Source organism: Schaalia naturae, assembly GCF_042665795.1.
Classification (GTDB): domain Bacteria; phylum Actinomycetota; class Actinomycetes; order Actinomycetales; family Actinomycetaceae; genus Pauljensenia; species Pauljensenia naturae.
Genome location: NZ_JBHTEF010000001.1, coordinates 2,610,142 through 2,635,982 on the forward strand (window position 1 = coordinate 2,610,142; position 25,841 = coordinate 2,635,982).

The 25,841-nt window shown below is 67.6% G+C and carries 20 protein-coding genes; 11 read left to right on the plus strand and 9 right to left on the minus strand.

What is annotated here, in order from left to right; all coding sequences use genetic code 11:
* Nucleotides 1-56: 56 nt before the first annotated feature.
* Genes ACFQWG_RS11550 through ACFQWG_RS11565 form a run of 4 tightly spaced genes read right to left on the minus strand, consistent with a single transcriptional unit; the run spans nucleotide 57 to nucleotide 2,954 of the window.
* Nucleotides 57-911, minus strand: coding sequence for an alpha/beta hydrolase (locus ACFQWG_RS11550; protein ID WP_380975471.1), 855 nt, complete (start codon nucleotides 909-911; stop codon nucleotides 57-59).
* A 48-nt stretch (nucleotides 912-959) separates the two neighbouring features.
* Nucleotides 960-1,391 (minus strand): putative toxin-antitoxin system toxin component, PIN family, encoded by a 432-nt coding sequence (locus ACFQWG_RS11555; RefSeq protein ID WP_380975473.1) that lies wholly within the window; start codon nucleotides 1,389-1,391, stop codon nucleotides 960-962.
* Between the two features lie 14 nt (nucleotides 1,392-1,405).
* Nucleotides 1,406-1,633, minus strand: a complete 228-nt coding sequence (locus tag ACFQWG_RS11560) for a ribbon-helix-helix domain-containing protein (RefSeq protein ID WP_380975475.1) — start codon at nucleotides 1,631-1,633, stop codon at nucleotides 1,406-1,408.
* 49 nt (nucleotides 1,634-1,682) lie between these two features.
* Nucleotides 1,683-2,954 carry an ROK family transcriptional regulator gene (locus ACFQWG_RS11565; RefSeq protein ID WP_380975477.1) on the minus strand — a complete coding sequence of 424 codons (1,272 nt, stop codon included), beginning with the start codon at nucleotides 2,952-2,954 and terminating at the stop codon, nucleotides 1,683-1,685.
* Nucleotides 2,955-3,151: 197 nt separating this feature from the next.
* On the opposite strand from ACFQWG_RS11565, the gene ACFQWG_RS11570 reads away from it, so the two are divergent.
* The 5 genes from ACFQWG_RS11570 to ACFQWG_RS11590 all read left to right on the plus strand — a co-directional run bounded on the left by ACFQWG_RS11570 (nucleotide 3,152) and on the right by ACFQWG_RS11590 (nucleotide 11,721).
* Complete coding sequence (locus ACFQWG_RS11570; RefSeq protein WP_380975479.1) at nucleotides 3,152-4,507, plus strand: ABC transporter substrate-binding protein; 1,356 nt, start codon at nucleotides 3,152-3,154, stop codon at nucleotides 4,505-4,507.
* A 78-nt stretch (nucleotides 4,508-4,585) separates the two neighbouring features.
* A complete protein-coding gene (locus ACFQWG_RS11575; RefSeq protein WP_291500498.1) occupies nucleotides 4,586-5,563 on the plus strand; it encodes a carbohydrate ABC transporter permease in 978 nt (325 codons plus the stop codon).
* Complete coding sequence (locus ACFQWG_RS11580) at nucleotides 5,563-6,456, plus strand: carbohydrate ABC transporter permease (RefSeq protein WP_380975482.1); 894 nt, start codon at nucleotides 5,563-5,565, stop codon at nucleotides 6,454-6,456. Before ACFQWG_RS11575 ends, ACFQWG_RS11580 begins: the two co-directional genes overlap by 1 nt.
* Nucleotides 6,457-6,570: 114 nt before the next feature.
* On the plus strand, nucleotides 6,571-9,606 hold the full coding sequence (locus ACFQWG_RS11585) for an alpha-mannosidase (protein ID WP_380975484.1): 3,036 nt from the start codon (nucleotides 6,571-6,573) through the stop codon (nucleotides 9,604-9,606).
* A 21-nt stretch (nucleotides 9,607-9,627) separates the two neighbouring features.
* Complete coding sequence (locus ACFQWG_RS11590; RefSeq protein WP_380975486.1) at nucleotides 9,628-11,721, plus strand: beta-galactosidase trimerization domain-containing protein; 2,094 nt, start codon at nucleotides 9,628-9,630, stop codon at nucleotides 11,719-11,721.
* A 57-nt stretch (nucleotides 11,722-11,778) separates the two neighbouring features.
* On the opposite strand, the gene ACFQWG_RS11595 is transcribed toward ACFQWG_RS11590, so the two are convergent.
* Entirely contained in the window at nucleotides 11,779-12,108 is a 330-nt protein-coding gene (locus ACFQWG_RS11595; protein ID WP_380975488.1) for a DUF6907 domain-containing protein, read from the minus strand.
* A 400-nt stretch (nucleotides 12,109-12,508) separates the two neighbouring features.
* Here ACFQWG_RS11595 and ACFQWG_RS11600 point away from each other — a divergent pair, with 400 nt between their 5' ends.
* The 4 genes from ACFQWG_RS11600 (at nucleotide 12,509) to ACFQWG_RS11615 (ending at nucleotide 17,104) form a co-directional block, all read left to right on the plus strand.
* Nucleotides 12,509-13,582, plus strand: a complete 1,074-nt coding sequence (locus ACFQWG_RS11600; protein WP_380975490.1) for a sugar ABC transporter substrate-binding protein — start codon at nucleotides 12,509-12,511, stop codon at nucleotides 13,580-13,582.
* 82 nt (nucleotides 13,583-13,664) lie between these two features.
* Nucleotides 13,665-15,203: a sugar ABC transporter ATP-binding protein gene (locus tag ACFQWG_RS11605; RefSeq protein ID WP_380975492.1), complete on the plus strand. Its 1,539-nt coding sequence runs from the start codon at nucleotides 13,665-13,667 to the stop codon at nucleotides 15,201-15,203.
* Between the two features lie 4 nt (nucleotides 15,204-15,207).
* Nucleotides 15,208-16,257, plus strand: coding sequence for an ABC transporter permease (locus ACFQWG_RS11610; protein WP_380975494.1), 1,050 nt, complete (start codon nucleotides 15,208-15,210; stop codon nucleotides 16,255-16,257).
* 19 nt (nucleotides 16,258-16,276) lie between these two features.
* A complete protein-coding gene (locus ACFQWG_RS11615; protein WP_380975496.1) occupies nucleotides 16,277-17,104 on the plus strand; it encodes an N-acyl homoserine lactonase family protein in 828 nt (275 codons plus the stop codon).
* A gap of 113 nt (nucleotides 17,105-17,217) precedes the next feature.
* On the opposite strand, the gene ACFQWG_RS11620 is transcribed toward ACFQWG_RS11615, so the two are convergent.
* Nucleotides 17,218-17,442, minus strand: a complete 225-nt coding sequence (locus ACFQWG_RS11620) for a helix-turn-helix domain-containing protein (RefSeq protein ID WP_291501133.1) — start codon at nucleotides 17,440-17,442, stop codon at nucleotides 17,218-17,220.
* Nucleotides 17,443-17,613: 171 nt separating this feature from the next.
* Between ACFQWG_RS11620 and ACFQWG_RS11625 the strand changes: the two genes are divergently transcribed.
* Nucleotides 17,614-19,287, plus strand: coding sequence for a hypothetical protein (locus ACFQWG_RS11625; RefSeq protein ID WP_380975498.1), 1,674 nt, complete (start codon nucleotides 17,614-17,616; stop codon nucleotides 19,285-19,287).
* A gap of 40 nt (nucleotides 19,288-19,327) precedes the next feature.
* On the opposite strand, the gene ACFQWG_RS11630 is transcribed toward ACFQWG_RS11625, so the two are convergent.
* Entirely contained in the window at nucleotides 19,328-20,278 is a 951-nt protein-coding gene (locus ACFQWG_RS11630; RefSeq protein ID WP_380975500.1) for an AraC family transcriptional regulator, read from the minus strand.
* Nucleotides 20,279-20,313: 35 nt separating this feature from the next.
* Here ACFQWG_RS11630 and ACFQWG_RS11635 point away from each other — a divergent pair, with 35 nt between their 5' ends.
* Complete coding sequence (locus ACFQWG_RS11635) at nucleotides 20,314-23,688, plus strand: DUF5107 domain-containing protein (protein WP_380975502.1); 3,375 nt, start codon at nucleotides 20,314-20,316, stop codon at nucleotides 23,686-23,688.
* A gap of 10 nt (nucleotides 23,689-23,698) precedes the next feature.
* Here the strand turns inward: ACFQWG_RS11635 and ACFQWG_RS11640 are convergent, their stop codons facing one another.
* Both ACFQWG_RS11640 and ACFQWG_RS11645 read right to left on the minus strand, forming a co-directional pair.
* A complete protein-coding gene (locus ACFQWG_RS11640) occupies nucleotides 23,699-24,514 on the minus strand; it encodes an IclR family transcriptional regulator (RefSeq protein ID WP_380975504.1) in 816 nt (271 codons plus the stop codon).
* Complete coding sequence (locus ACFQWG_RS11645) at nucleotides 24,504-25,514, minus strand: dihydrodipicolinate synthase family protein (RefSeq protein ID WP_380975506.1); 1,011 nt, start codon at nucleotides 25,512-25,514, stop codon at nucleotides 24,504-24,506. Before ACFQWG_RS11645 ends, ACFQWG_RS11640 begins: the two co-directional genes overlap by 11 nt.
* Between the last annotated feature and the right edge of the window lie 327 nt (nucleotides 25,515-25,841).

Here is a 25,841-nt window from a genome sequence, read left to right on the forward strand (position 1 = left end):
GCCGACTCCAGACTACGGAGGTCCCGCCGGGATGGCAGGTCGACGCCGGCACCCGCTCAGCGCAGGGGCAGCCAGTCGACGACGCGGTGGATCTGCGCCTCCCACAGCCCCCATTCGTGTGTCCCGTCGGGATACTCGGCGTGCGGATCGGCCCCGGCCGCCCGGGCGGCCTCCACGAAACGCTGCGAATGGGCGAGCAGGGCGTCCCGGCGTCCGCAGGAGACCCACAGGGCGGGCAAGCCGGGCCCGTCGGCGCCGGCGAGCAGCGCGATGAGGTCGTTGTCGCCGCCGGGCTCGAAGCGGCCGCCGAAGACGCGGTCGCGGACATCGGGTGCGAAGGCGAGGAAAGCGGCATCCGGGTCCCCCGCGGCGGGGACGCCCTCGTCGCCGGGCGCGGGAGAGGGCGCCGCCCCCGCTCGGGCTGCGAGATCGAGGGCGCCGGACAAGCTGGCGGCCGCGGCGAAGCGCCCGGGCTCGGTGAGCGCCCACCGCATCGCGCCGTAGCCGCCCATGGACAGGCCCGCCACGAAGGTGTCCTCGCGTCGGGTCGAGACGTGGAAGAAACCGTGGACGATCTCGGGCAGCTCCTGGGAGAGGAAGGCCCAGTAGGGCGCGCCGTGGACCTCGTCCTGGTAGAAGCTGCGTCCGCCGCGCGGCATGACGACGGCGAGGCCCCGTTGCGTGGCGCAGCGCTCGATGGTGGTGTAGCGCAGCCAGACGGACTCGTCGTCGCCCAGGCCGTGGAGGAGGTACAGCACTGGCGGGTCCCCGGCGGGGCCGCTCGGCGCGCTCGCGGGTCCGCCGGGCGAGCCCAGTCCGATCTGCGTGCGGGGGCGCTGCGGCAGGATGACCGTCATCGCGGTCGAGACCTGCAGCGCCTCGGAGTAGAAACGGACATCGAGCACCGCCATGGGTTCCTCCTCATCGGGTGGTCCCATCATCGCAGTGTCACGGAGCGGTCACGAGGACGAGGGCGGCGGCTGCCGGCGGACCTCTCCTCCGGTGGGTGCCTCGAGCCACTCGGCGGGTGTGACGATGCGGATCCCCCGATGGCCGTCCAGCACACGGAGGTCTCGGTCGCCGGTGATGAGGTATGAGGCGGCGCCCAGGATCGCGGTCTCAAGGACCCTGTCGTCATCCGGATCCCGGCAGATCCTGACGGTGAGATCACCGAGTCGGACGGGAAGCAGGACTGGCGCCATGGCCGCGAGCAGGGAGTCGAAGTCCTCGAGAAAGCCGGGGAACTTCGAAATCAGAGTTCGACGCACCTCGGTGACGATCTCCGCACTGAGTGCGATGGAGTCCCCGTCGCGGAGGGTCTGTTCAAGGACTCGCCGTGGAGAACCGCCGAACACCAAGGCGGAGATCCAGACATTGCTGTCGATGACCACACGCACAGCAGGCCTCAGCCGCCGATGAGGTCGTACACCTGTTGTTCGGACGTGATACCCATCTGGTGTCCGCGGGCGTTCGCGCGATCGAGCACGGCTTGGACGTTGCGCTCGGTGCGGATCTGGTTGACGATGGCGCGGCGAATGTACTCGCTGCGCGAGGCGTAGTCTCGCGTGGCTCGGGTGTCGATCTCTGCGACCAATTCCTGGGGAAGCGAGATGTTGAGAGTCTGCGTGCTCATACAAGGATTGTATGGGTTTTGCGCCTATCAGGGAACCGGGCGGCGCACGCTACGACACCATCAGCGAGTCGGGCCGTGCGGAGTAGATCGAGTCGAGGACCAGGCAACCCGCGCCCACGGCGGCGACGTCGTCACCGATGCTGGTGCCGACGAGCCTGAGTTGGTGGATGTCGCCCGCCACCGACTGCGACTGCACCGACTGGCGGAGGCGTGGGAGGTAGTGGTCGGCCGCCGGGGTCCATGCCGGGCCCCCGACGACGACCAGCTCGGGGTCCATGAGATTGCAGACCTGGCTGAGGGACTCGCCGAGCCGCAGGGCCGCGTGATCGAGGATCGCCTTCGCCTCGGCCGAGCCCCGGCTGGCCAGGTCGCACAGCTCGGGGAAACGGGTGAGAGCCTCGCCGGCTGGCAGCGAGGGGCTCGGCGCCATGATCCCGCGCTCGATGGCCTGGGAGACGAGGGTGACTGGGGAGCAGATCACTCCGACGCACTCGGCCTGACCGTGGCAGCCCCGTTGGCCGCAGGTGCACACGGTCGTGCCCTGCCCCGTGATGATGTGGCCGATGTCCCCGGCGTTGCCGGAGGATCCGCGGACCACGATGTCGTTGATGACCATCCCCATCCCCAGACCGGTGCCCAGGTAGAGGAAGAGGAAGTCGGCGCTCTCGGCCGCGGCGCCGGCCCAGCGCTCCGCGACGGCGGCCGCGGTGACGTCCTTGTCGAGGATCACGGGGAGCCCGGTGGCCTCCTGGAGGTCCTGGCGGAGATGGACGCGCTTCCACCCCTTGAGGTGCGGAGGGTCCACGACGATCCCGAGCCTCGTGTCGATCGGGCCGGGGGAGGCGATCCCGAGGCCCGTGATCCGGCGGCGTTCGATGCCGGAGGAGGAGATCAACGACTCGACCTCGGAACTGGAGACCTCGACGAGCTCCTCGTGGCTGATGTCCGAGGGGTTGCGCACACGCGACTTCGCGATGATCGTGCCGTCGAGATTGAGCAGGACGTAGGTGAGGACCGCGGGGTCGACGTGCATGCCGATGGCGAACCGGCCAGGGGCGTTGATCCTCAGCAGCGTTCGGGGCTTGCCGGGAGAGCCGGTCACTCGTCCGCCCTCGATCAGGAGTCCCTCGGACAGCAGGCGCCGGGTGATGTTGGACACCGTCTGGACGGTGAGACCGGTCTGTTCGCTGATCTCGGTCCTGGCGATCCCCTCCGGAGCGCGTCGGACGGCTCCGAGGACGACGCTGGCGTTGAAGTCTGCGACGTGGGGGAGATTCGATCCCCGACGCAGGGACCGGGTGCGCACATCTGGCAGGTTCACTGACCATCCCTCCTCGGACGCTCCGAGCGCCATGCGACCCATGCTACAAGCTCGTTGACTCTGAGTAAATCCAGATGATATATTAACATCTGTCGGAGCGAAGAACGGACTCTGACCTGTGTGAATGTGGAGCGTTGGTGCTCGACACGGGGATGGACATACAAGGAAGTGAGGTCTTGGGGCACATGGTGGGACAAGTGAGAAGGCGTGGGACCGTGATGGCCGCCGTGGGCGCGGCCGCCGCGCTCGTGGCTCTTGCGGGCTGTTCGAACGGCGGGCAGTCCGACGCCTCGGATGAGGAGTCGGGATCGGCGTCGGCCGATTGCGCAGCCTATGCGGACTACGGTCATTTCGACGACGCTGTGGTCAGCGTCATGGGGTCTTTCGTGGGCAACGACGCCGATCTGAATGATGAGTCGTGGGCGGCCTTCGAGAAGTGCACCGGAATCGATGTCCAGTACAACGGCGACTCGGACTTCGAGAGCCAGGTCGTCGTGCAGGTCGAGGCCGGGAATGCGCCTGACGTGGTCATCTTCCCGCAGGTCGGCCTGATGCAGCGCTTCGCCGAGTCGGGCGATCTGGTCCCCGCTCCGGATCAGACGAAGGAGAACGCGGAGGCAGGCTGGAACGCGGACATGGTCGGGTACGGGACGGTGGACGACACGTTCTATGCGGCGCCCTTCACCACCGCCGTGAAGTCCTTCGTCTGGTACTCCCCCAGTCTCTTCGCCGAGCACGGATACACGGTTCCGGAGACCTGGGACGAGATGATCGCCCTGTCGGACCAGATGGCGGCCGACGGCATGAAACCGTGGTGCGAGGGCGCCGAGTCCGGCAGTGCCAGCGGGTGGCCGCTGACCGACTGGGTCGAGGTGCTGCTGCTGGCCAACTCCGGAGGCGAGACCTATGACAAGTGGGTGGACCACGAGATCCCGTTCAACGACTCCTCGGTGGTCGAAGCGACCGATCTCGTGGGCAAGATCCTGAAGAACAACGACTATGTCAACGGGGGGTTCGGGGACTCCTCCTCGATCGTGTCGACGTCCAACGCCGACGCGCCGCTGCCCATCACGACGGGTGAGTGCGGCATGCACCTGGCGGCGGGGACCGCGGTCTCCCTGTTCGACGACTCGGTCAACGTGGATCCCGAAGGGGACGTCTATGCGTTCCCGTTCCCCGTGGTCAACGACGAGGTCGGCAACCCGGTGACCGTCTCCGGGCAGTTCACCGCCGCGTTCTCCGACCGGCCGGAGGTCCAGGCGTTCCAGAACTACGTGTCGAGCGTCCAGTGGGCGAACGACCGGGCCCCCTTCGGCGGATACATCAGCTCGAACTCGGGCATGGACTCGTCGCTGATCCCCTCCGCGATCGATAAGAGCGGGTTCGACATCCTGAACGATCCTGACTCCGTGCTGCGGTTCGACGGCTCGGACCTCATGCCGTCCACGGTGGGCACCGGCACCTTCTGGACGGAGATGCTCAGCTGGATCCAGGGAGCCTCGACCGAGGAGACCCTCGGGAACATCGAGTCCAGCTGGCCTGCGGACAACTGATACGAGACACGCCGGTAGCCGCCCCGGTTCCCGGACCGGGGCGGCCTTCCGGACGACTGCTCAGAAAGAGGCGATCGGATGAGTGACGTGGTCACGAAGTTGCTTCACCTGCTCGGCGCTGTCGGGGTGCTCGCGGTGATCGTGGTGCTGCTCCTGGGGATGGGCGCGTTCTCTGAGAGGCTGCCGAGGAGGTGGCAGAAATGGGCCACACCCCTCGTCCTGGCCGGCGGCGCGATCGTGTTCGCCTTGGCAGGGCTCGTCTATCCAGCGGTCCAGACCGCGTGGCAGTCGTTCTTCAACTCCGACGGCAGCGGCTTCGTCGGGCTGGAGAACTACAAGTGGGTCTTCACGGACTCCGGGGCGCTGATCGGGCTGCGGAACACGTTCCTGTGGGTGGTCCTGGTCCCGATCTTCTCCGTGGTCATCGGATTCGGATACGCGCTCCTGGTCGACAAGTCCAGGTACGAGAACATCCTGAAGGCCATGCTCTTCATGCCCATGGCGATCTCGTTCGTCGGGGCGTCGGTCATCTGGAAGTTCATGTACACCTACCGGCAGGGCGGTCAGGAGCAGATCGGCCTGTTGAACCAGGTCCTGGTGTGGCTGGGGCTCACGCCGCAGCAGTTCCTGGTCAACACGCCCTGGAACTCCCTCTTCCTCATGGTCGTCGTCGTGTGGACCCAGGCGGGGTTCGCGATGATCGTCATGTCGGGCGCGATCAAGTCGATCCCCGCCGAGGTGATCGAGGCGGCCCGCCTGGACGGCGCGGGAGGGTGGACGATCCTCACCCGCGTCACGATCCCGCTGGTGCGCCCGTCCCTGGTCGTCTCGCTGACGACGATCTCGGTGGCGATGCTCAAGCTCTTCGATGTGGTCCGCACCATGACGGGCGGGCAGTTCCAGACGACGGTGCTCGCCAACATGATGTACGACCAGTCGTTCAAGTACTCCGAGCCGGGCAAGGGTGCGGCTGTCGCCGTCCTGTTGCTGGTGCTGGTCCTGCCCGTGATGATCGGGAACGCCGTGCAGATGCGAAAGAACAAGGAGATCCGCTAGTGAGAGAGAGCTCCTCGATATCCGCGGCAGCCGGCCGGGCCCGCCAGACGCTTTCGAGCCGAGCCGCCAGCGCGGTGGCCGTCGTCGTCGCCCTCGTGTGGACCATCCCCACGATCGGCCTGTTCGTCTCGTCGATCAGGCAACCGGATGACATCAAGAAGACGGGCTGGTGGACGGTCTTCTCGAACCCGTCGCTGACCCTGGAGAACTACCAGACCGTGCTCTTCGGATCCGGCTCGTCGGGGCGGCTGGCGGACTACTTCATCAACTCCCTGGTGATCGCCCTCCCGTCGGTCCTCATCCCCCTCGCCCTGGGACTCATGGCGGCCTACGCGTTCTGCTTCCTGGAATGGAAGGGCAAGGACGTCGTCTTCCTGATCATCTTCGGGCTGCAGATCGTCCCCGTCCAGATGGCGTTGATCCCACTGCTGCGGATCTCCGTCAGCATCGATCTCAGCTCGATCTCGCCGTTCCTTCCGATCTGGATCATGCACACGATCTTCGCGATGCCGTTGGCCGTCTTCCTCCTGCACAACTTCATGTCCGAGATCCCCCAGGAGCTGATCGAAGCGGCACGGGTCGACGGGGCCAGCGACGTGTCGATCTTCCTCCGGGTGGTGCTCCCCCTGATGCTGCCCGGCATCGCCTCCTATGCGACCCTGCAGTTCCTCTGGGTCTGGAACGACCTGCTCATCGCACTGACCTTCGTCGGCGGGAACGCCGATGCGGCTCCGCTCACGGTGCGCCTGGCGAACCTGGCGGGGACCAACGGCGTCGGATGGCACCTGCTGACGTCCGGGGCGTTCGTGTCGATGATCATCCCGCTCGCCGTGTTCTTCCTGCTGGAGCGCTACATCGTCCGCGGAACGATGGCCGGCTCGGTGAAGGGATGACAAGGGCCGGCAGACGGCGGCGAGCGCTGTGCGCCTCCGCGCCGGAGGACAACGAAGCCGGCCTGTGGATGCGGGCCCGGCCGTGACGGACAAGAGAAGGATCTAGTCAAAGCAATGAACGAGTCGCATGCACGTCTCACCGTCGATCGCATCGATCGCCTGGTCCACGACCGAATCGTCCCGGCGGTGAATGCCCACGCGATCCCGGTCGACGTCCTCCGGTGGGACGCACCGGGGGAGCCGGTGCCCTTCGCCGAGGCGGTCCGGGCCGACTACCGGCCGTCGGAGCCCGGGGAGGCCTGGGGGGCACCGTGGTCGACCACGTGGTTCCGCCTCGAGACGACGGTCCCCGCGACGTGGCGCGCCGAGGACGGCCTCGTGGAGCTCGCAGTGGACCTGGGGTTCACGCGGGCCAATCCGGGATTCCAGGCCGAGGGCACGGCATGGGACGCCGACGGTCGCATCATCAAGGGCATCCAGCCGCGCAACGCGCATGTCCCGGTGCGCGCCATCGCCGGGCAGCGGGTGGTCGTCTACGTTGAGGCGGCGGGGAACCCCGATCTGGCTCGGAGCGGCGCCGAGTCGTTCCTGCCGACCGGATTGGGACGCCGGGAGACCGCCGGGTCCGCCTGCCAGTACCGGCGCGGTGACTTCCTCCTGACACAGAGGGACGAGACCGTGTGGAGCCTGCTCCAGGACCTGAGGGCCCTCCGCGGCCTGGTGGACGTCCTGCCCGCGGACCGCCCGAGGCGCAGCCGGGTGCTTGAGGCGATGGATGCCATGCTCGCCCTCGTCGATCCGCACGACGTGGGCTCGACCGCGGAGGCCGGACGGTCGGCGCTGCGCCCGGCGCTGGCGAGCCCGGCGGCGGCATCGGCGCACGCGGTGGTGGCGACCGGCCACGCCCACATCGACTCGGCGTGGCTGTGGCCGCTGCGGGAGACCCGTCGGAAGGTGGCGAGGACCTACTCGAACGTCCTCAGCCTCATGGAGGAGTACCCCGATCTGGTGTACGCATGCCCGGCGGCCCAACACCTGTCCTGGATCGAGAGCGACTATCCTGAGCTCTTCGCCCGGGTCCGCGCGGCGGTCCAGGAGGGCCGGTTCGTCCTCGTGGGAGGGATGTGGGTCGAGTCCGACACGAACATGCCCTCCGGCGAATCGCTGGTGCGCCAGTTCGTCGAGGGAAAGCAGTACATGCGGGAGAAATTCGGCGTCGAGACCCACGAGGTGTGGCTCCCGGACTCCTTCGGCTTCTCAGCGGCGTTCCCCCAGATCGCCAGGCAGGCCGGCTGCGGATGGTTCCTCAGCCAGAAGCTGTCCTGGAACGACACGAACCGGATGCCCCATCATTCCTTCCTGTGGGAGGGGATCGATGGGAGCCGCGTGTACGCGCACTTCCCGCCCGTGGACACCTACAACTCCGACCTGTCCGCTGCGGACCTCGACCGTGCGGAACGCCAGTTCACCAGCCCGGAGCGCGCGAACACGTCGTTGGTGCCGTTCGGCTACGGCGACGGGGGCGGCGGCCCGACCCGGGAGATGATGGAGGCGGCCCGCCGCACGGCGGATCTCGAGGGGTCCCCGAGGGTCTCGGTGGGGACGCCCGCCGCGTTCTTCACCGCCAGCGAGGCGGCGGATCCCCGCCCACCGGTGTGGAGCGGGGAGCTTTACCTGGAGCTGCACCGGGGGGTCTTCACCTCTCAGGCGGACACGAAGCGGGGCAATCGACGCTCGGAGGCGCTGCTCCACGAGGCCGAGCTCTGGGCGGCGACGGCCTGCGTGCGCCGGGGCGCCCCCTACCCCTATGACCGGTTGGCCGATCTGTGGCGCACGGTCCTGCTGGGGCAGTTCCACGACATCCTGCCAGGCTCCGCGATCGGGTGGGTCTACGACGAGTTCAAGCAGAAGTACGCCCAGATCGAGCGGGACACCGAGGAGATCACGGCGTCTGCCCTGGGGAGCCTGTGCGGCGTGGGCGACACCGGAGCGCCTTCCGTCATGGCCTCGGCGAACTCGACGCCGTTTCCGGCGGCCGGGGTGCCGGCTGGCGGCGTGGGAGCGGCGGTGCCCCCGGCATCCCGCACCGTCGCCGTCGAGGACGCCGCGGGATGGACGCTGGACAACGGCGAGGTCCGTGTCCATGTGGGCCGTGACGGCGCGATCGACTCGCTCGTCCACGTGGCCCTCGGCCGGGAGGTCGTCCCCGACGGGGAGAAGGCCGGCGTCCCGCAGCTGTTCCGGGACAACCCGGCGAAATGGGACGCGTGGGATCTGGATCCGATCGCGGCCGGCACCGGACGGCCCCTGCTGGGCGCCGACGCGGTCTGGCTGGACGGCGGATCGGCGGAGCCGACGGTGAGGGTCGAGCGCACGTTCGGCGACAGCGCTCTGTCTCAGAGCATCAGCCTGGTCCCAGGCAGGGCGCAGGTGGATGTGTCGTGCGATGTCGACTGGCACGAGTCGGAGCATCTGCTGAAGATCGCCTACCCGGTCGACATCCGCTCGGACCACTTCGCCTCGGAGATCCAGTTCGGCCACCTGAACCGGCCGCTGCACACGAACACGAGCTGGGACGAGGCCAGATTCGAGGTGTGCGCCCACCGATGGGTGTACATCGACGAGCCCGGGTTCGGGGTGGGGATCGTGAACGACTCGACCTACGGGCACGACGTCACGAAGGCGGACTCGGGCCGGGCCGCCGTGATCCGTCAGAGCCTCCTTCGCGCGCCGAAGTACCCCGATCCCGACGCGGACCAGGGCCGGCACCGTTTCCGGACCCGCATCGTGGTCGGGGAGGGACTCGAGGACGTGATCGCAGCGGGTTACGAGGTCAACTGCCCGCCCCGTCTGGTGGAGGCGGCGGGTCCGGTCGAGCCCCTGGTGAGGCCCGAGAATGAGCTCGGCTGCGCCGTGCTGGACACCGTCAAGCTTGCCCAGGACCGCAGCGGCGACGTCATCCTCCGCGTCTACGAGGCTCTCGGCGGCCGTGCGAGGATCCGGCTGCACGTCAGCGAGGAGATCGCCCGTGCTGCTCTCACGGACCTCCTGGAACGGGAGGAGCGCGCGCTCGACGTCGAGGGGGACTCCGTCGTCCTGGGCCTGCGGCCTCTCCAGGTTGCGACCGTCCGCCTCTCCTGGCGGCGGTGACCGAGGGTGGAGGAGCATGCGATGAGCGTCGATGCGCGGCCGATGCTGGAGCTCTGGTTCGGCAACTTCTTCGAGCCCTTCTTCTCCGATGTCGAGGCGGTGCGCGAGGGGCTGGCGGACACGGCGGATCTGGGCTTCACCACGGTGAACCTCGACTCCAAGCCGTGGGAGGACTTCTTCGCGCGCTATCGCGGAGAGCCGGCCAGCGCGTACGTGGCGATGCAGGAGCTCATCATGTCGGAGTCCGCCCTGCGGGGCATGGACTACACGTGCCTCGCCCTGTACTTCTGCGGGGACAACCTCTATCCGAACATCCGCGATGTGCCGCCCGTCCGCGGCGAGGACGCCATCGGGGTCGACGGCGAGTCCCTGGGGACCTACAAGTACTGGTCTGCCCGGGCGCGTCAGACGATGGTCGATCATGTGAGGGGCCTGTTGGGCCTGTACGGCAGGGGGATGCGCCGGAGCGCGGACGGCCGTCCCGTCGTCCAGACGATGTTCGACCCGATGGCCAAACCCAGTTTCGACGAGGAGGGGCGGCGGCATTACCTGTCGTGGCTGCGTCGGCACTACGCCGACGACATCGGCGCGCTGAACCGGAGGTACGGCCTGGACGCGAGGAGCTTCGAGGACCTCGGTCCCCGCGACTACTGGCTGCGACCCGAGGAGCTGAGCTCGGCCGGCTGCGCCCGCCCGACGGCGGCGGACTTCAGCGGCGAGACGCCGGATCTGTTCCGATGGCTCGACAACCAGGAATACCTCGCGGAGCTGACGGTGGAGTACTTCGCGGCGATGGAGCGCTGCTGGTCATCCGGGGACACGCGCGTGTTCTCCGAGCCCGTGCTGCAGCAATGGGGGTACTTCTTCAACCCTCCTGGACGAGGGGTGTGGCAGACGGGGCAGCGTGCGCTGGATGTCTACAGGATCGCGCGTCATGTCGACTCGGCCATGGTCATCGCCGCTCCGCTGGACGCCGAGGACCGGCCCGACGCCTATGTCCTGTCCGTGGAGACGTCCATCGCGCGTTGCGCCAACGAGGGCAGGGACTTCACGGGAGGCCTCTATCTCGGCCGGCACGTGAACGAGGACATCTACGCGGTGGTCGCTCCCGGCGAGGCGATCGCCACGGAGGTGGCCGGGGGAGCGCGCCGGATGCACAGTTACGGGTACTCGGGGCTCGACGACGGGGGCGTCCTGTGGCGGATGGGCCGTGATTTCAAGCAGTCGGTGCGGGACGGGAACCTGTGGGCGCAGAGGGTCATCCCGTTGATCGACGCTCCGCGCGACAAGGAGGTCGCCCTGGTATTCCCGGCGGAGATGAGCCTCTACGAGCCCCTCGAGGTGGACGAGGGCGGCCGCCATCGCATGGACCTCCTGGGGTGGTACAGGCAGCTCACGGACCTCGGGTGGCAGGTGGACATCCTGCACAAGGACCAGATCGCCGCCGGCGCCCTGAGCGGGTACCGGCACCTGGTGATCCCGACGAACTCGATGTACCGATTCGACCGGGACGAGACGCTGGAGCGGGCGGTGCGCGAGTTCGCGGAGGCGGGCGGGACCGTCCTCCACGGTCCGCACGACGCCCTGGCGGACGGCGCCTTCGGGATCGGGGGGCGCGATGTGCCCTTCGACTGCATCGACTGGGAGGAGCAGGGCGTGATCCCCCACGGATGGTCGACCGTGGCCTACGACTCGACGGACGAGGCGCTGGCGGTCTACCACGGGTCGCGCGCCGCGGCGCTCGCGCGCACACAGGTGGGGCGGGGCGCCGTGTACTCGTTCGGGTTCGAGTACGGGTACGCCTACTCCCGGCGGACGATGCCGGCGGTGCCGCCGCGATACGGGAAGAGCGACGTGCATCCCGTCGTGCTGTTCGACCGGACACCGGTCGGGGCGATCCTCGGGTCCCCTGCGTCCGCGCCGTTGCCTCCGAGCAAGGGCGTCGAGGTCGCGCGGTTCGGTCGCCACGTCGTGATCGTCAATCATCGTTCCACCATGGTCGACCTGTCAGCGGTCCCCGCGGAGGAGCGGATCGAGATGGTCCCGTCCGTTCCCGGCTGGCTTCCCGGGCACTCGGCGACATACCTGCGGCTGGGAGCTGGCGTCGGCGGATGAGAGAACGGGGGCCGGGCGGACACGGGCGCGCGCCGGCCGAACCCGGCAGGGAGAGCTCTACGTCAGCTCCTCGGTGACCTGTCGGAGGACCTCGGCGACCCGGGACATCGTCTGGGCGTCGATCTCCAGCCATTGCTCCTCGCCATCCCCCACGTAGACCCACGTCGGCCCGCGTCCTCCCTTCCGGGAGACGACCACCACGAACTCGCGGACCTCCCCCAAGGTCTCGGGCTCCGCTGTGCCGGACCTCGCGATGACAGGGACCGCCAGGCCGCTGCTCTGGTGCAGGCGATCCTCCGGGGGATCGCTCCGCCCGTGGCGGACCGTGCACCACGGGGGGCATGCGCCCGCCTGCCGGCCGGCCGCGCGATCCTGCTCATCCACCACGTTCGCCCCCCTTCTGATCTTCGCCGCGCCGTCAGGGACATCCTCGTCGTCGGCATGCGCACCTCCGGGAGGCTGTCCACAGGGTCCAAAACACCTGACATTAACGGACCCTCTTGCGACATTCGCTACTTTTAAGTAGCATTCCATATGTGGCAGCCGGTCGGGCCGGTGTTGCGGACCCCTCTCGGGGACGTGAGCGCGTCTCGCGCCACCGGCGCTCCAATGGCCGGTTGTCGCATGTCTGAACATGTCTGAGACGAGGAAGTCGATCGATGTCGCATTTTGTCAGAACAATTGGGCGAGCAGAGGTTGACATCTTGTCCCTTCCGAGACGCGGAACGCCTCCAGAGACAACACGGGGCCGGCAAGGCGGTCCTCGGAATGCGAGAAAGGAAGACCGATGAAACGCACGAACCACCTGCACCTGCTGCCCGGCGCCGTCATCCCCCTGCTCATGCTCGCGGCCTGCAGCACATCCAACCAGTCAGCCTCAGACCAGTCCGGCTCCCGCAGCGAGTCGGGGACCTCGCCGGGGGAGAGCGCCATCGCTCCTCTGAGCAAGGACGGCCCGCTGACGATCTCCTACATCCCCATCACCATGAACACGCAGTACACCATGACGCAGTACGGGATGCAGGAACAGATCGACCGGCTCGGCGGGAGCGATTTCGCGACCCTCGACGTCCAGGCGCCCGCGTCGAACGACCAGTCGCTGAGTATGCAGCCGAGCATCATGGAGAACGCCATCGCCAAGGGCGTCGACGCCATCGTCTTGTCGACCGAGGACGAGCAGGCGATGCTCCCCTACATGAAGAAGGCCACAGAGGCTGGAATCCCGGTCTTCCTCACGAACATGGCGGAGGTCAACGAGGACGACGCCTACTTCGTTAGCAACATCGGATACAGCCAGTACGACGCCTCCCACCTCATCGGCGAATGGGTCGTCGACGACACCGCCGGCAAGGACGCGAAGATCGGGATCCTCGAGGGGTATCCCGGCCTTCTCAACGACCAGCGGCTCGCGGGATTCAAGGACGCCATCGCGGACCACGCCAACTTGGAGGTCGTCGCCTCGCAGACAGCGGACTGGACCCGGGCCAAGGGTCAGGAGGTCACCGAGAACATCCTCACTGCGAGTCCCGACATCGACATCATCTACGGGATGTACGACGAAATGGCGCTTGGCGCCGTCTCTGCGATCAAGACGATGAGCACGGAGAAGGACATCATCGTCGCCGGGTACGACAACACCGCCGACGGGAATGCGGCCATCAAGAACGGCGAGCTCGCGGTGACCGTGGACACCGGGTCGAAGAAGGTCGGAGTCGAGCTGATCAACGCGATCAAGAGCTTCGTGACCGAGGGGAAGGCCGTCGATCGGGAGATCAACGTCCCTCCGACGATCGTCGACGCGACGAACGTCGACGAGTTCGGCGAGGACACCTATGAGTACGTGCCCCGGGATCCCGAATGACCGCCGCGATTCCCGGGACTCCCCTCCCGGATGCCGCGAGCGTGCGGACCGGGCGGCGCGGCGCCGAGCTGATTGGATGACGATGGAAAACGACGAGGCAGTGCTGCGCGTGCGCGACGTGCGCAAGTCCTTCAATCGAGTCCCCGTTCTCAAGGGCGTCAGCCTGGATGTCGGACGGGCGCAGGTGCTCGGACTGCTCGGGGCGAACGGCGCGGGGAAGTCCACTCTGATCAAGATCGTCGCGGGCGCCCACTTGGCGGAGGGAGGCTCGGTCGTCTGCAACGGGCGTGACATCACGAATAGGGGCGTGCGCGCTGCCGAGCGCTCCGGGATTCGCGTGATTCACCAGGAGCTCAGCTTGTTCGAGCCCCTGAGCGTCTATGAGAACGTGTTCAGCGGACATGAGCTGACGTCGCCGAGGGCGGTCCCCTACGTCGGGCGGCTCGACAGGCGGCAGATGATCGCGGAGTCCGACCGCGTCCTCAACCAGCAGATGGGTGTCGGACTGGACGTGACGCGTCCAGTCTCCGCACTGTCCGTCGGGCAGAAGCAGCTGGTCGAGATCGCGCGCGCGGTGCACACCAGAGCCGCGCTCGTCATCATGGACGAGCCGACCACCAGCCTCGAGTCCAGGGAGAAGCGCGTCCTCCGCGAGGTCATCCAGAAACTGACCCGGGAGGGCACGTCGGTCCTGTACATCTCGCACGATCTCGACGAGGTTCTCTCGGTCTGCGATGAGGTCGTCGTGCTCCGCGACGGCCGCGTCGCCCTCGACGAGTCGACGCGGACGAATCTCACCGCGCGCGACATCGTCGTCGCGATGACCGGAAAGGAACTGGGGCACCAGTACCCGCCGCCGGTGCGCGAACTCGGCGGGATCTGTCTGTCGGTCAAAGGCCTCGAGGCCGATGGCCTGGCCGAGCCGATCAGCTTCGACGTCAGGGCCGGGGAGATCTTCGGGATCGCCGGGCTGGCCGGATCCGGCAAGAGTGCACTCGTGCGCGCGCTTGCGGGCCTCGAGCCCCCCACGGGCGGTTCGGTGCGTCTCGACGGTGCGCCCATCGACCCGCGAACGCCCCGACGGGCCATCAGCCGCGGGTTCGTCTTCGTCCCGTCCGACCGGAAACTCGAAGGGGTGTTCCCCATGGAGTCCGCGACCTGGAACATGACGATCGGGAGCCTCGCGGATCTCACTAGGCCCCGCGGCGTTGCCATCGACGGCCGGCGTGAGCATGAGGTCTCGACGCGCCTCCAGGACCGCTTCAAGATCAGGATCGACGGAGCCGACCAGAGGATCGAGAACCTCAGCGGCGGTAACCAGCAGAAGGCCATCCTGGCGCGCAGCCTCGAGCAGCGCCCGACTGTCCTCCTCATGGAGGAGCCCACCAGGGGGATCGACGTCGCGGCGAGGCGCGACATCTATGTGCAGATCCGGGAGTTCGCCGCGGAAGGGAACTGCGTGGTCCTGGTCTCGTCAGATGACGACGAGCTCGCCGGCATGTGTCACGAGGTGCTGGTGATGTACGGCGGACGGGTCCGTGGCCTCCTCGAAGGCGACGAGATCACCGTCGAGCAGATGAAGTACCTGATCATGACGGCGCCGGAAGCAGAGGTGGCTTGAGACAATGAAGACGACGAATGCCTCTCAGCGGCTGAGGGGCCTCATCAGGCGCAACATCTCCCTTTTCGGGGTGATTCTCGCTCTTGCGCTCATCATGATCGCGCTGAGCCTGACAACGGGCTCGTTCTTCACGGCGAGCAACCTCTCGAACATCGCCCGGCAGTCCGTCTGGGTCGGCGTCATGGCTGTCGGGATGGTGTTCGTCCTGGGAACGGAGGGGATCGACCTCAGCGTCGGCTCGGTCCTCTCCCTCACGGGGGTCGTCGTCGCCGCCCTCATCACCGGCGGGCAGAACATCTTCCTGGCGTTGATCGCCGGTCTCGCGTTCGGGAGCCTCGTCGGGCTGGTCAACGGCCTCCTCATCACCAGTGTCAGGCTCCCGCCCTTCATCGCGACGCTCGGGATGATGAGCGTCCTCCAGGGCATCGCCTATGTGTACACCCAGGGGATCCCGATCTATGGGCTGCAGTACCCGGAGATGCAGATGTGGGCCCAGGGGTTCGTTGGACCGGTCCCGATCCCCGTCCTGATCATGCTCATCGTGTGGGTGCTGGGTTTCGCGGTCCTCACAAGGACGCCGTACGGCCGGTACGTGCTCTCCGTCGGGAGCAATGAGAACGCGGCCAATCTGGTGGGGATCTCGGTGAACAGGATCAAGATCTCCGTCTACGTCGTGTCGGGGTTCCTCGCTGCCCTGGCGGGGATACTCCTGGCCTCCAGAAGCGAGGCAGCGGTGCCGACCGCCGGATCCGGCTATGAGATGGACGTCATCGCCGCGGCTGTTATCGGCGGCACGTCGATGTCGGGCGGAATCGCGTCGATCTCGGGCGCGGTCATCGGATCCGTCTTGATGACGACCATCCGGAACGGCCTCAACCTGCTGGGGATCTCCAGCCTGTGGCACCAGGTCGTCATGGGGATTCTCATCCTCGTCGCGGTCGCGATCGGAAGCTGGCGTAGCGGCGAATCTCGGGGCTCCGCGAAGAAAGGCAGTATATTTAACATCGTTCCCAAAAAAATCTCAATCGAAAAGTCCTCGAAGACGAGTGACTGAGAAGAAACGGAGGAACATCATGAGGCTCTATGTGATTGCCAACGGCTGGAACGAGAACGATCTGGCCAACCTGGTCCTGAACCCGCACCTCGGAACGGACGGCGACCGATATCCGCGGCCGGAATGGGTCAAAGCGCCGATCTGGTCGGTACTCGTCGAGACCGACGACGGGCACAGGATCCTCTTCGACACGGCGAGCCATCCCCGGGCGATGAGCGAGCGGTGGCCGCAGGGGCAGCGCGAGAAGACCCCATACCACTGCCCGCCCGAGCAGGAACTCCTCCCGTCGCTGCTCAGGCTCGGACTGTCTCCGGACGACATCGACATCGTCGTGGCCTCCCACCTCCATGAGGACCACGCGGGAGGGCTCGAGTTCTTCCCCCAGTCCACCATCTACGTCCACGAGAACGAGATCAAGAACACCCTCCTTCTCCACGCGACGACGCCCGAAGAGTCGATGGGCGCCTACATCGGCCGCGACATCGACCAGTGGCTCGCGGCCCAGCTTCACTGGGAGGTCGTCGAATCGGACTCGGAGGACCGTGAGATCGCTCAGGGCGTCCGACTCCTCAATTTCGGGCCGGGCCACACGTACGGGATGCTCGGCCTTCTCGTCGCGCTGCCGCGCACGGGGAACATCATCCTGTGCTCGGACGCGATCATGAGCGCCGTGAACTACGGCCCGCCGATCCAGCTCAATGGATTCCCCTATGACTCGCTCGGGATCGTCCGGACGACGCGACGCGTCCATGCTCTGGCGGATCGCCACCGCGCGCAGGTCTGGTTCGGCCACGACCAGGCGCAGTTCGAGACGCTGACGCTGTCCGATCAGGGCTACTACGACTGACCGTCCGGGACGGCCCGCCGAGGACGGGCGGCGGCGTGTCCTGCCCGGTCGCTGGGAGCGGTGGACAGGACACGCCTTGTCACGAGGCCCGGGAGGAGCCCGGCATGACGCGCTCAGTCCGGTCCTGGGCGCTGCAGGAGCTCGAAGGGCGAGACGTCTGCGCCCTCGGCGATCCGTTCAATGGACTGCAGGCTGAGGTTGCGCTCCCCACGCTCGACGCCGCCGAGGTAGGTGCGGTGGACGCCGACCGTATCGGCGAACTGCTCCTGGCTCATGCCGCGTCGTTTGCGCAGCTGTCTGATGTTGGCTCCGACGATGCGCTGAAGTTCGCCTTCCATACTGACCAACGCTCGCGGAATGCTACTGATGAGTCCACAGACTGATAAGTAGCATCTGCTCCATCCGGTCCGCCACGTCGCGGACCCGCGCGCATGCGAGGGGCCCGGCGGGCGAGAATCCCCGGTGGGCCCCTCGCATGCGCGCGGGTCCGACGATCACAGGGGGACATCATGTCGGCAGATGACGCACCGGGCGCGCAGGCCTCGCCCCAGACCTCAGCGGCGGCGAGCACCCCCTCCGTCCATCGGATCGTCGTCCTGGGCAGCTCGGGAGGGAACCTGCGCAGCCAGGGCGGGGACGATCCGGCGAGCCTGCTCGGCGAGGTCCTCACTCAGGCCGGTGCCGCCGGTTTCGAGGTCGCCGCCATTCAGTTCGTCGAGGCAGGGGTCTCCATGGACGCCGCCACCGGCGTGACCCCGGCCTCCCTGTGGGAGTTGCGCGACGGCATCCCCGCCCTCACCTTCTCCGGCACCCTATCCGAGGTCGACGAGGCCGCGCGCCGCGCCGATGCCCAGCTGGCGGGGCTGGTCGAGCGAGGAGGCGCGGACGCCCTCGTCCTCATCAGCGCCGACCCCGCCGACACGAACCGCCTGACGGTCGCCGCGGCCGCCCACGCCGGCCTCGTCGCCGCGGGCACAGGCGGAACGTCGATCGCCCGGGCCGAGGGCATGGGGGTGCGGCTCGTATCCGCCTCGGGCAGCACGGGCACCACCTCCACCACGCGCGCCGTCTCCTACATCGCCGGACTCGCCTCGCACTGGGGCGTCCGGTACCGCCCCGTCCTGGGAGGCGCCGCCACCGGCGGGGTCGAGGGCGATGCCGGTGTCCCGGCGTGGCGGCGCATCTCGATCCGCGGCATCATGGTCGCCTCGATCCCGGCCTTCATCGCCCTGGCGCTGGTGCTGGCCGCCTCCAAGATCCCCATGCTCTCGGGGCTGTCATCCCTGTTCGACACCCTCATCGCCGGTCTTCCCGTGGTCGTCGCGGCGGTCGCCGCCCGACGGGTGTCGGGCCTGGGCGAGGTCGGGATGGTGGCCGGGGCCGTCACCGGGATTCTCTCCACGGACGGCGGCCTCATCGGCGGTCTGGTCGGAGGGATCCTCGCCGGCCTGCTGGCCTCGTGGCTGCTGGAGTGGACGCTCGCCCACCGCTTCCCGGCGACGACGGCGAACATCGTGGCCGGCGGGTTGGCGGGCCTGCTGCCGGGGCTGCTGGTGCACTACGCGCTGGCGCCGGCGACCTCGTGGCTGGGCGCGGGGGTGAAGGACGCGATCTCGGCGATGGTGGGCTTCTCTCCGCTGCTGGCCGGAGCCGCCGCCGGAGCGGTCATCTGGTTCGCGCTGATGGGAGGCGTCTACCATGCGGTGATCCTGCCGCTGGTGCTCCTCGAGATGGGTCAGAAGGGCCACAGCTTCTTCGGCGCCATCGACATGGTGTGCCTGGTGATGGTGAGCTTGGGGATCACCCTGGCCAATGTCGTGCGGCCCAGGACCTCCGGCGAGCGGGCCCTGGCCGGCTCAGGGGCCGCCGTCAACTTCTTCTTCGGGACCTTCGTGGAGGCCTCGTACCCGTTCATGTTCTCCGACCGGCGCGTCTTCGCCACGGCCATCGGCTCGGCCACCGTGGCCGGGGCGGTGGTGGGGCTCACAGGCGCGGAGGCCACCGCCTACGTGCCCGCGGTGGTCGCGCCCTTCGTCGCCACTACCGCCTGGGGGATGACCGCCTCCATGGCCATCGCTGCGGGGCTGGCCTTCGCGGGCACCCTCGGCGTCAACATGTGGGTGACGCGCCAAGCCGGGGGCGACAGCGAGGGCGAGGCCGGGGGTCTCCCCGCCCGCCCGTGACATCGGTTCTCCGGTCCATGGCCGCCCTCGTCGGGGCAGGTCATCCCTTCCCGTGCCTGCGGTACTCCCGCGGGGACATTCCATGTTCCTTGGAGAACTGGCGGCTGAAGTAGAACGAGTCGTCGTAGCCCAAGAGCTGCGCGATCTTCGCCACGGGCGTGGACGTGAGGTCCAGGAGCTCCCTGGCCCGGCGCATCCGCTGCCCGACCTGATAGCGCACGGGGCTCATCCCGGTGGACTGCCGGAAGAGCGCGGAGAACCTGGACGGGGACAGAGCCGCCAGGTCCGCCATCTCGGTGAGCGTGAGATGAGACGACGGATGCTCCTCCAGGAAGGCCAGCACGCCGGCCAGGGGATTCGAATCGGCATCGATGACGGAGTCGCGCGACGCCAGCAGGGCGAGCAGCCTCCACGCGGTCCCCGTCGCGGCGATCAGGGCGGAGCGGGTCTGAGCGTGCTCGTGGGCGTCGATGATGTCCCGCATGAGGGCGGTGCACGTGCTGAGGTCGTTGAGTCGGGCCAGCGGCGCAGTCGCGGAGAACCCGCCGGCCTCCACCGTCTCGGCGACCAGGTCGCCTGCGACATGCATCCACCAGATCGTCCAGGGGTCGTCGGGGACGGCCGCGTAGGCGTGGGGCGTCCCCGCGGGAATGATCAGGACGTCCCCGCTGCCCACCGCATGGTCGGCACCGGCGACACCGCACCTGCCTCGGCCCGCCGCGCAGATGATGACGATCGTCTGCGGGGCGCCGACGGGCCGGGTGAATCCGTGGTTGTACGCCTTCGGGTAGTACCCGCAGTCGGTGACCAGGAGGTGCGAGAGGATCGGCGCGCGGAGCGACGACTCGGTGACGGGGCCGGGCAGGACGCTGAGGTGCTGACCGGTGAATCCCTGGGCGATGTGGGTGTCGGTCGGGCCTGTGGTCGTCGCCGGTATCGCCGCACCCACGTCAGGAGTCGTTTTGTCCAGGTTTGCGGTCCGATCGCCCATGGAGGCGAGCCTAGACCGGCCCGTAGCCTCGGACCATGTTCACAGCCGAACCGGCCTCCCACGAATTCCACCTGCCCGACGTCCCCGGGCGCCTCCAGGGCAGTGGCGCGGTCGCCGTCTGGGAGGAACCGGTCGTCATCCCCACCTATCTGCCCGGCGAGGCCAGCCGCTACCCCCAGTACCTCGACCAGCGCGTGTATCAGGGATCCTCCGGGCGCGTCTATCCGATGCCGTTCATCGAGTCGATCGCCGCTGAACCCGTCGACCGTCAGTGGCGCGCCATTCATATGGTGACGGACTATGTCCGCCTGATGATCCTCCCGGAGCTGGGAGGGCGCATCTACCACGCCGAGGATCTCACCCGCGGATACGACTTCTTCTACCGCAACAACGTCCTCAAGCCCGCGCTGGTGGGACTCCTCGGGCCATGGATCTCCGGAGGCGTCGAGTTCAACTGGCCCCAGCACCACCGTCCGGCCAGTTTCCTGCCCACCGCGACCCAGATCGAGCATGAGGACGACGGCGCCGTCACCGTCTGGTGCTCGGACCTGGATCCGTTCGACCGGATGAAGGGCATGCACGGCGTGCGCCTGCGGCCGGGCTCCAGCCTGATCGAACTCCGCGTGCGCCTGCACAACCGGACCGCGGACACGAGGACGTTCCTGTGGTGGGCGAATGTCGCGGCCCCCGTGGGCGACCACTACCAGTCCTTCTTCCCCACGGATGTGCGCTATGTCGCCGACCACGCCAAGCGCGCCGTCACGGGCTTCCCCCGCGCCACCGTCCCGTACTACGGCATCGACTACCCCGCGCGCGCCGACAGCGACCACCCCGACGCTGACCGCATCGATTGGTATCGCAACATCCCCGTGCCGACGTCCTACATGTGCCTGGGATCCCAGGACGACTTCTTCGGAGGATACGACCACCAGCGCCGGGCGGGCTTCGTCCACGTCGCCGATCATCGGATCGCTCCGGGCAAGAAGCAATGGACCTGGGGGAACGAGCGATTCGGATGGGCCTGGGACCGCAACCTCACCGACGGCGACGGCCCCTACGTGGAACTGATGGCGGGTGTGTACACGGACAACCAGCCGGACTTCGCCTTCCTCGCGCCCGGAGAGACCAAGACGTTCTCACAATTCTGGTACCCCATCCAGGACATCGGCTGCGCCACGCAGGCCAACACCGATGTCGCCGTCCGGTTCGCCGTCGACGAGGCAGACCCGCGCGAGCTCGTCGTGGCGGTCGCCGCCTCGCGGGTCGTGCGGGACGCGCGCGTGGTCGTGAGGGAGAAGGCCTCCGGCAGCGTCGTCCTCAGCGAGTCCGCACGGCTGGCGCCGGGGAAGCCGATCCTCCGCCGGGCAGCCGCGCCCGGCGGGACCGCGCTCCACGACCTCGTCCTGGAGATCGACGAGGGCGACCGGACGGTGCTCACGTGGAATCCGCGCCCGGAGCCCGACCCTGGCACGATCGAGTTGCCGGAGCCCGCCTTCGAGTCGCCGGCGCCGAAGGACATCGCGTCCTCCGACGAGCTCTACTTGGCGGGCCTGCACCTGGCTCAGTACCGTCACGCCACTCGACGTCCGGAGGCGTACTGGGAGGAGGCCCTGCGACGCGATCCCGGAGACTACCGGGTCAACGTCGCCATGGCTCGCCTGAAGCTGCGTCGAGGACTGCTTGAGCAGGCCGAGGCACATGCCCGCGCCGCGGTGGAGCGCCTGACATGGCGCAATCCGAATCCGCTGGACTCCGAGGCGTACTACGTCCTGGGCCTGGTGTTGACGACCCGGGGCCGCGCCCAGGAGGCCTATGACGCGTTCGCGAAGGCCGCGTGGTCGTCCGCGTGGAAGGCCGCGTCGTGGGAGCAGATGGCCCGCATCGACCTGGCGGGTCGACGCGACGGGGTGGCGCGCGCGAACCTCGAGAGCGCGCTGCGCCTGGACGCCGACAACCTGGAGGTCCGCAACCTCCTGGCCATCGCGTTCAAGCGGACGGGCGCGGTTGGGCGGGCAGAGGAACTTCTCACGCAGACGCGAACGCTGGATCCGCTGGATCCGTGGACGAGGTTCGCCCTCGACGGCGTGCTGGTGGGCGATGCGCAGGTCGGCATCGACATCGCGCTGGAACTGGCGTCGGCCGGCGAGTTCGACGATGCCCTGGCGGCGCTGGACCTGGCCGATGCCGCGGTCGGGTCGCTGCCGACCGGCGAGGACAACCCCTCGCCGCTGATCGCCTATCACCGCTGGGACATCCTGACGCGAGCCGGTCGATCCGAGGAGGCGGCCGGCGCCCTCGCCGATGCGAGAGAACGGGATGTCAGCCGCGCGTTCCCCGGGCGGCTGTCGGACGCGCTGGTCCTGCGGCGGGCGGCGCGCAAGGGCGGGGGCCCAGCGGCATGGGCCCTGCTGGGAGACTGGCTGTACGCACATGACCGCCGTGGCGATGCGGTCGACGCATGGACGAGGGGACCGCAGGATGACCCCGTGGTGCTGCGCAACCTCGGTGTCGGCGCCGTCAATGTGACAGGGGACCTCGACGCGGCTCGGGAGCACTACGAGCGGGCGATCGCACTCGCGCCCGACGACGAGCGGCTCCTGTATGAGCGTGATCAGTTGGCGGCGCGCGCCGGGGAGTCGGTCTCCTCCAGGATCGCGCGCCTGGAGGCGGCGCGGGGACCGGTGGGGCGGCGCAGCGATCTGTCGGCGACGCTGGCACACCTGCTGGCCCTGTCGGGGCGGCTCGAGGAGTCGGAGGCGATCCTGACGGGCCAGGCATTCCAGCCCTGGGAGGGCGGAGAAGGCATGGTGCTGGCCGCCTGGGAGACGCTCAAGAAGGCCCGAGCGGAGCGGGCTCTGGCCGCCGGGGATCCGGCAGGAGCGGTGCGCCAGATGCGTGAGGCGCTGACCCCGCCCCGGAACCTGGGCGAGGACCGGCACCTGCTGGCGAACTGTTCGGATCTGGACCTGCTGCTGGGCGACGCGCTCATGGGCGACGGGCAAGAGGCATCGGCGCGAGAGGCGTGGCGGCGCGCGGCGGAGTCCGGCGGGGACTTCGTGTCCATGGCTCCCGCTGAGTTCTCGTCGAAAACGGTGTACTCCGCCCGGGCACTGCTGCGCCTGGGGCGCGAGGACGAGGCGCGGACGCTGCTGGATCGGCTGAGGGAGCACGCCCACCAGATGCGGCGGGAACCGGCAGCCATCGACTACTTCGCGACTTCCTTGCCGACGATGCTGCTGTTCCACGAGGACATCGAGGAGACGAGGAACCGAGCGGCGGACCTGATGGAGGCCCAGGCGCTCGCCGGACTGGGGGAGGCGGAAAGGGCGCGCGCCCTCCTGGCCAGCGTGCTGGCGGCGGATCCCGCGAACGTCCGCGCCTTGGAGCTGGCCGGGGAACTCGATGTCTGACGGTGCGTGTTCACGTGTTGGCGCTGACGATAGCGGGGGTACCGGCTGCGTCGGAGGCAACACGGCCTAGCTTCTTCTCGAGGGCGTGAATCGTCTGCCGCAGCTCTGTGTGAATTGTCCGTTCGAGCCGCGGGGTAAATCGAGGTGTTGGGACAGAGACGGACAGGGCCGCCACCACATTGTCGTTCCGGTCTCGGATCGGCATTGCGACGCAACGGCAGCCCACCAAATACTCCTCACGGTCTTCGCCGCAGCCTCGGCTGCGGATCAGATCGAGTTCGGTCTCCAGTTCCTGTCTGTCGGTGATTGTGTTCTCTGTCATGGCGGCCAGGTCCGAGTTACCCAGTCGACGGTGCAGCTCGTCACGGTCAAGATAGGCCAGCAAGGTTTTCCCCAATCCGGTGGCGTGTGCTGGCAGGCGAGATCCGACCTGGGAGACGAGCTTCATGGGGAGCGGAGACTCAGCAATGGCGAGATACACGTTCTCCATCCCATCCAACTGCGCAAGTTGCACGGTCTCCTGTGTCGCGTCGCGCAGTTGGTCCATCGGTTCCTGCGCGAGTTGGGCAATCGAGGGGTCTCCTTGGGACGCTTGTGTGATCTCCCAGAAACGAGACCCGAGCGAGTACACCTTGTCCTCCAGGTCAAGGGCGATGTAGCCACGTCGGGTCGCAGTGGACAGCAACTGGTACGTCGACGAGTTGGGGATCCCCAGATCGCGAGCGATCTGCGTAAGCGTTGCGGGTGACTGGGCGGCGAGATAGTCGAAGAGGATCATGAGCCTGTCGGCAGACTTCACGACAGGAGCACCGCGATCATCGGTCATGACGGGGGACCTCCAAGTCCGCTGAACTATCGGTGGGATACCCGGGCGCAGACGACGCGCGGGTCCGCTTTGGCGACCGGCTGACGGGGATCCTATCGGAGCCGGCACGGAGAGCGGCGGTGCCTGAACTGTAGGCCTTGACGATGCGAGTGATCTCGCTGATCGCGGACGTTGCTGGTGGGAGAGCCATTCGGACGGAACCGACGTCGATCCCCTGGAGCGCCAAGGCAAGCTTGGTTCGCGGGATCTGGCCGTCGATGACCGTGCACACATCGTCAACGGCGCGCTGCCAGGACGAGACACCTGAAACGTCCCGTCGCGACCAGGCGTCGGCGAGGCGGAGAAACGGCGTGGGTAGAGCAGCTGACATGGCTGAGACGACGCCACGAGCGCCGTGCTGCGCCATCGCGACAAGTTCTTGGTCGGCACCCGCGTAGATCTCAAAGCCGGTTGGTGCCCCCTGGCAGAACTGGGCGATGGTCTCGGGGCTCTCTCCACTGATCTTGGCACCGCAGATGTTCGGTAGCTGCGCGACGCTCCTGACATCATTAGGAGTGATGCTGTTTCCGCACAGGGTCCTGTACAGATAAAGATAGGTACGGAGACCTTCGGTGTGCATCGAAACCTGTTCAAAGAACCGGAACATGGATGCGCGATCGCTGGGCAGGAAGTAAGGCGCGATGACCGCGATTTCTTGTGCTCCGATCTCGCGTGCATCGTCGACAAGTCGCTCGACCTCCCAATAGGAGACGGCTCCGACGTGGATGATGACGCGACACGTGTCGCCCACGGCATCGATCACCGCCCGGGCGACGGCCTTACGTTCGCTTCGGTTCAACGCGGGGAACTCTCCGGCCGTGCCACACACGAACAGTCCATCTACCCCCGAATCTGCGAGGAACGATACGAGGGCCTGAGTGCGGTCGATGTCGATGCGACCGGATTCGGAGAAAGGCGTGGGCACAGCAGCCAGCACATGCGGGCGTGGAAGGTTAGTCATGAACTCGATCCCTGCTGGAGGTATGTGAAGCCCTCTCGTCGCCGAAGCGACAATCAGGCGATTCCATGTATGTGAATCGTACTATATGTACATGCACTCAGAGAAGTCGATCGGCGATGGACACGCGGCGAAGTGTGACGCTGTTTTGTCGAATCTTGGTCCTGATCAGCGTACTCGAGTGCTAGCGCGTCGACAGCCCCTTCCTGTTGGAAGTTCATATATGTATATGATGATGCACATGCTTGCAATCATCGACACTCCTTGGTACTCTCAGTCTCGACCGCAGGCGACTGCACGAAGACGGTGGAGACGAGCCGCGGTGGCCGT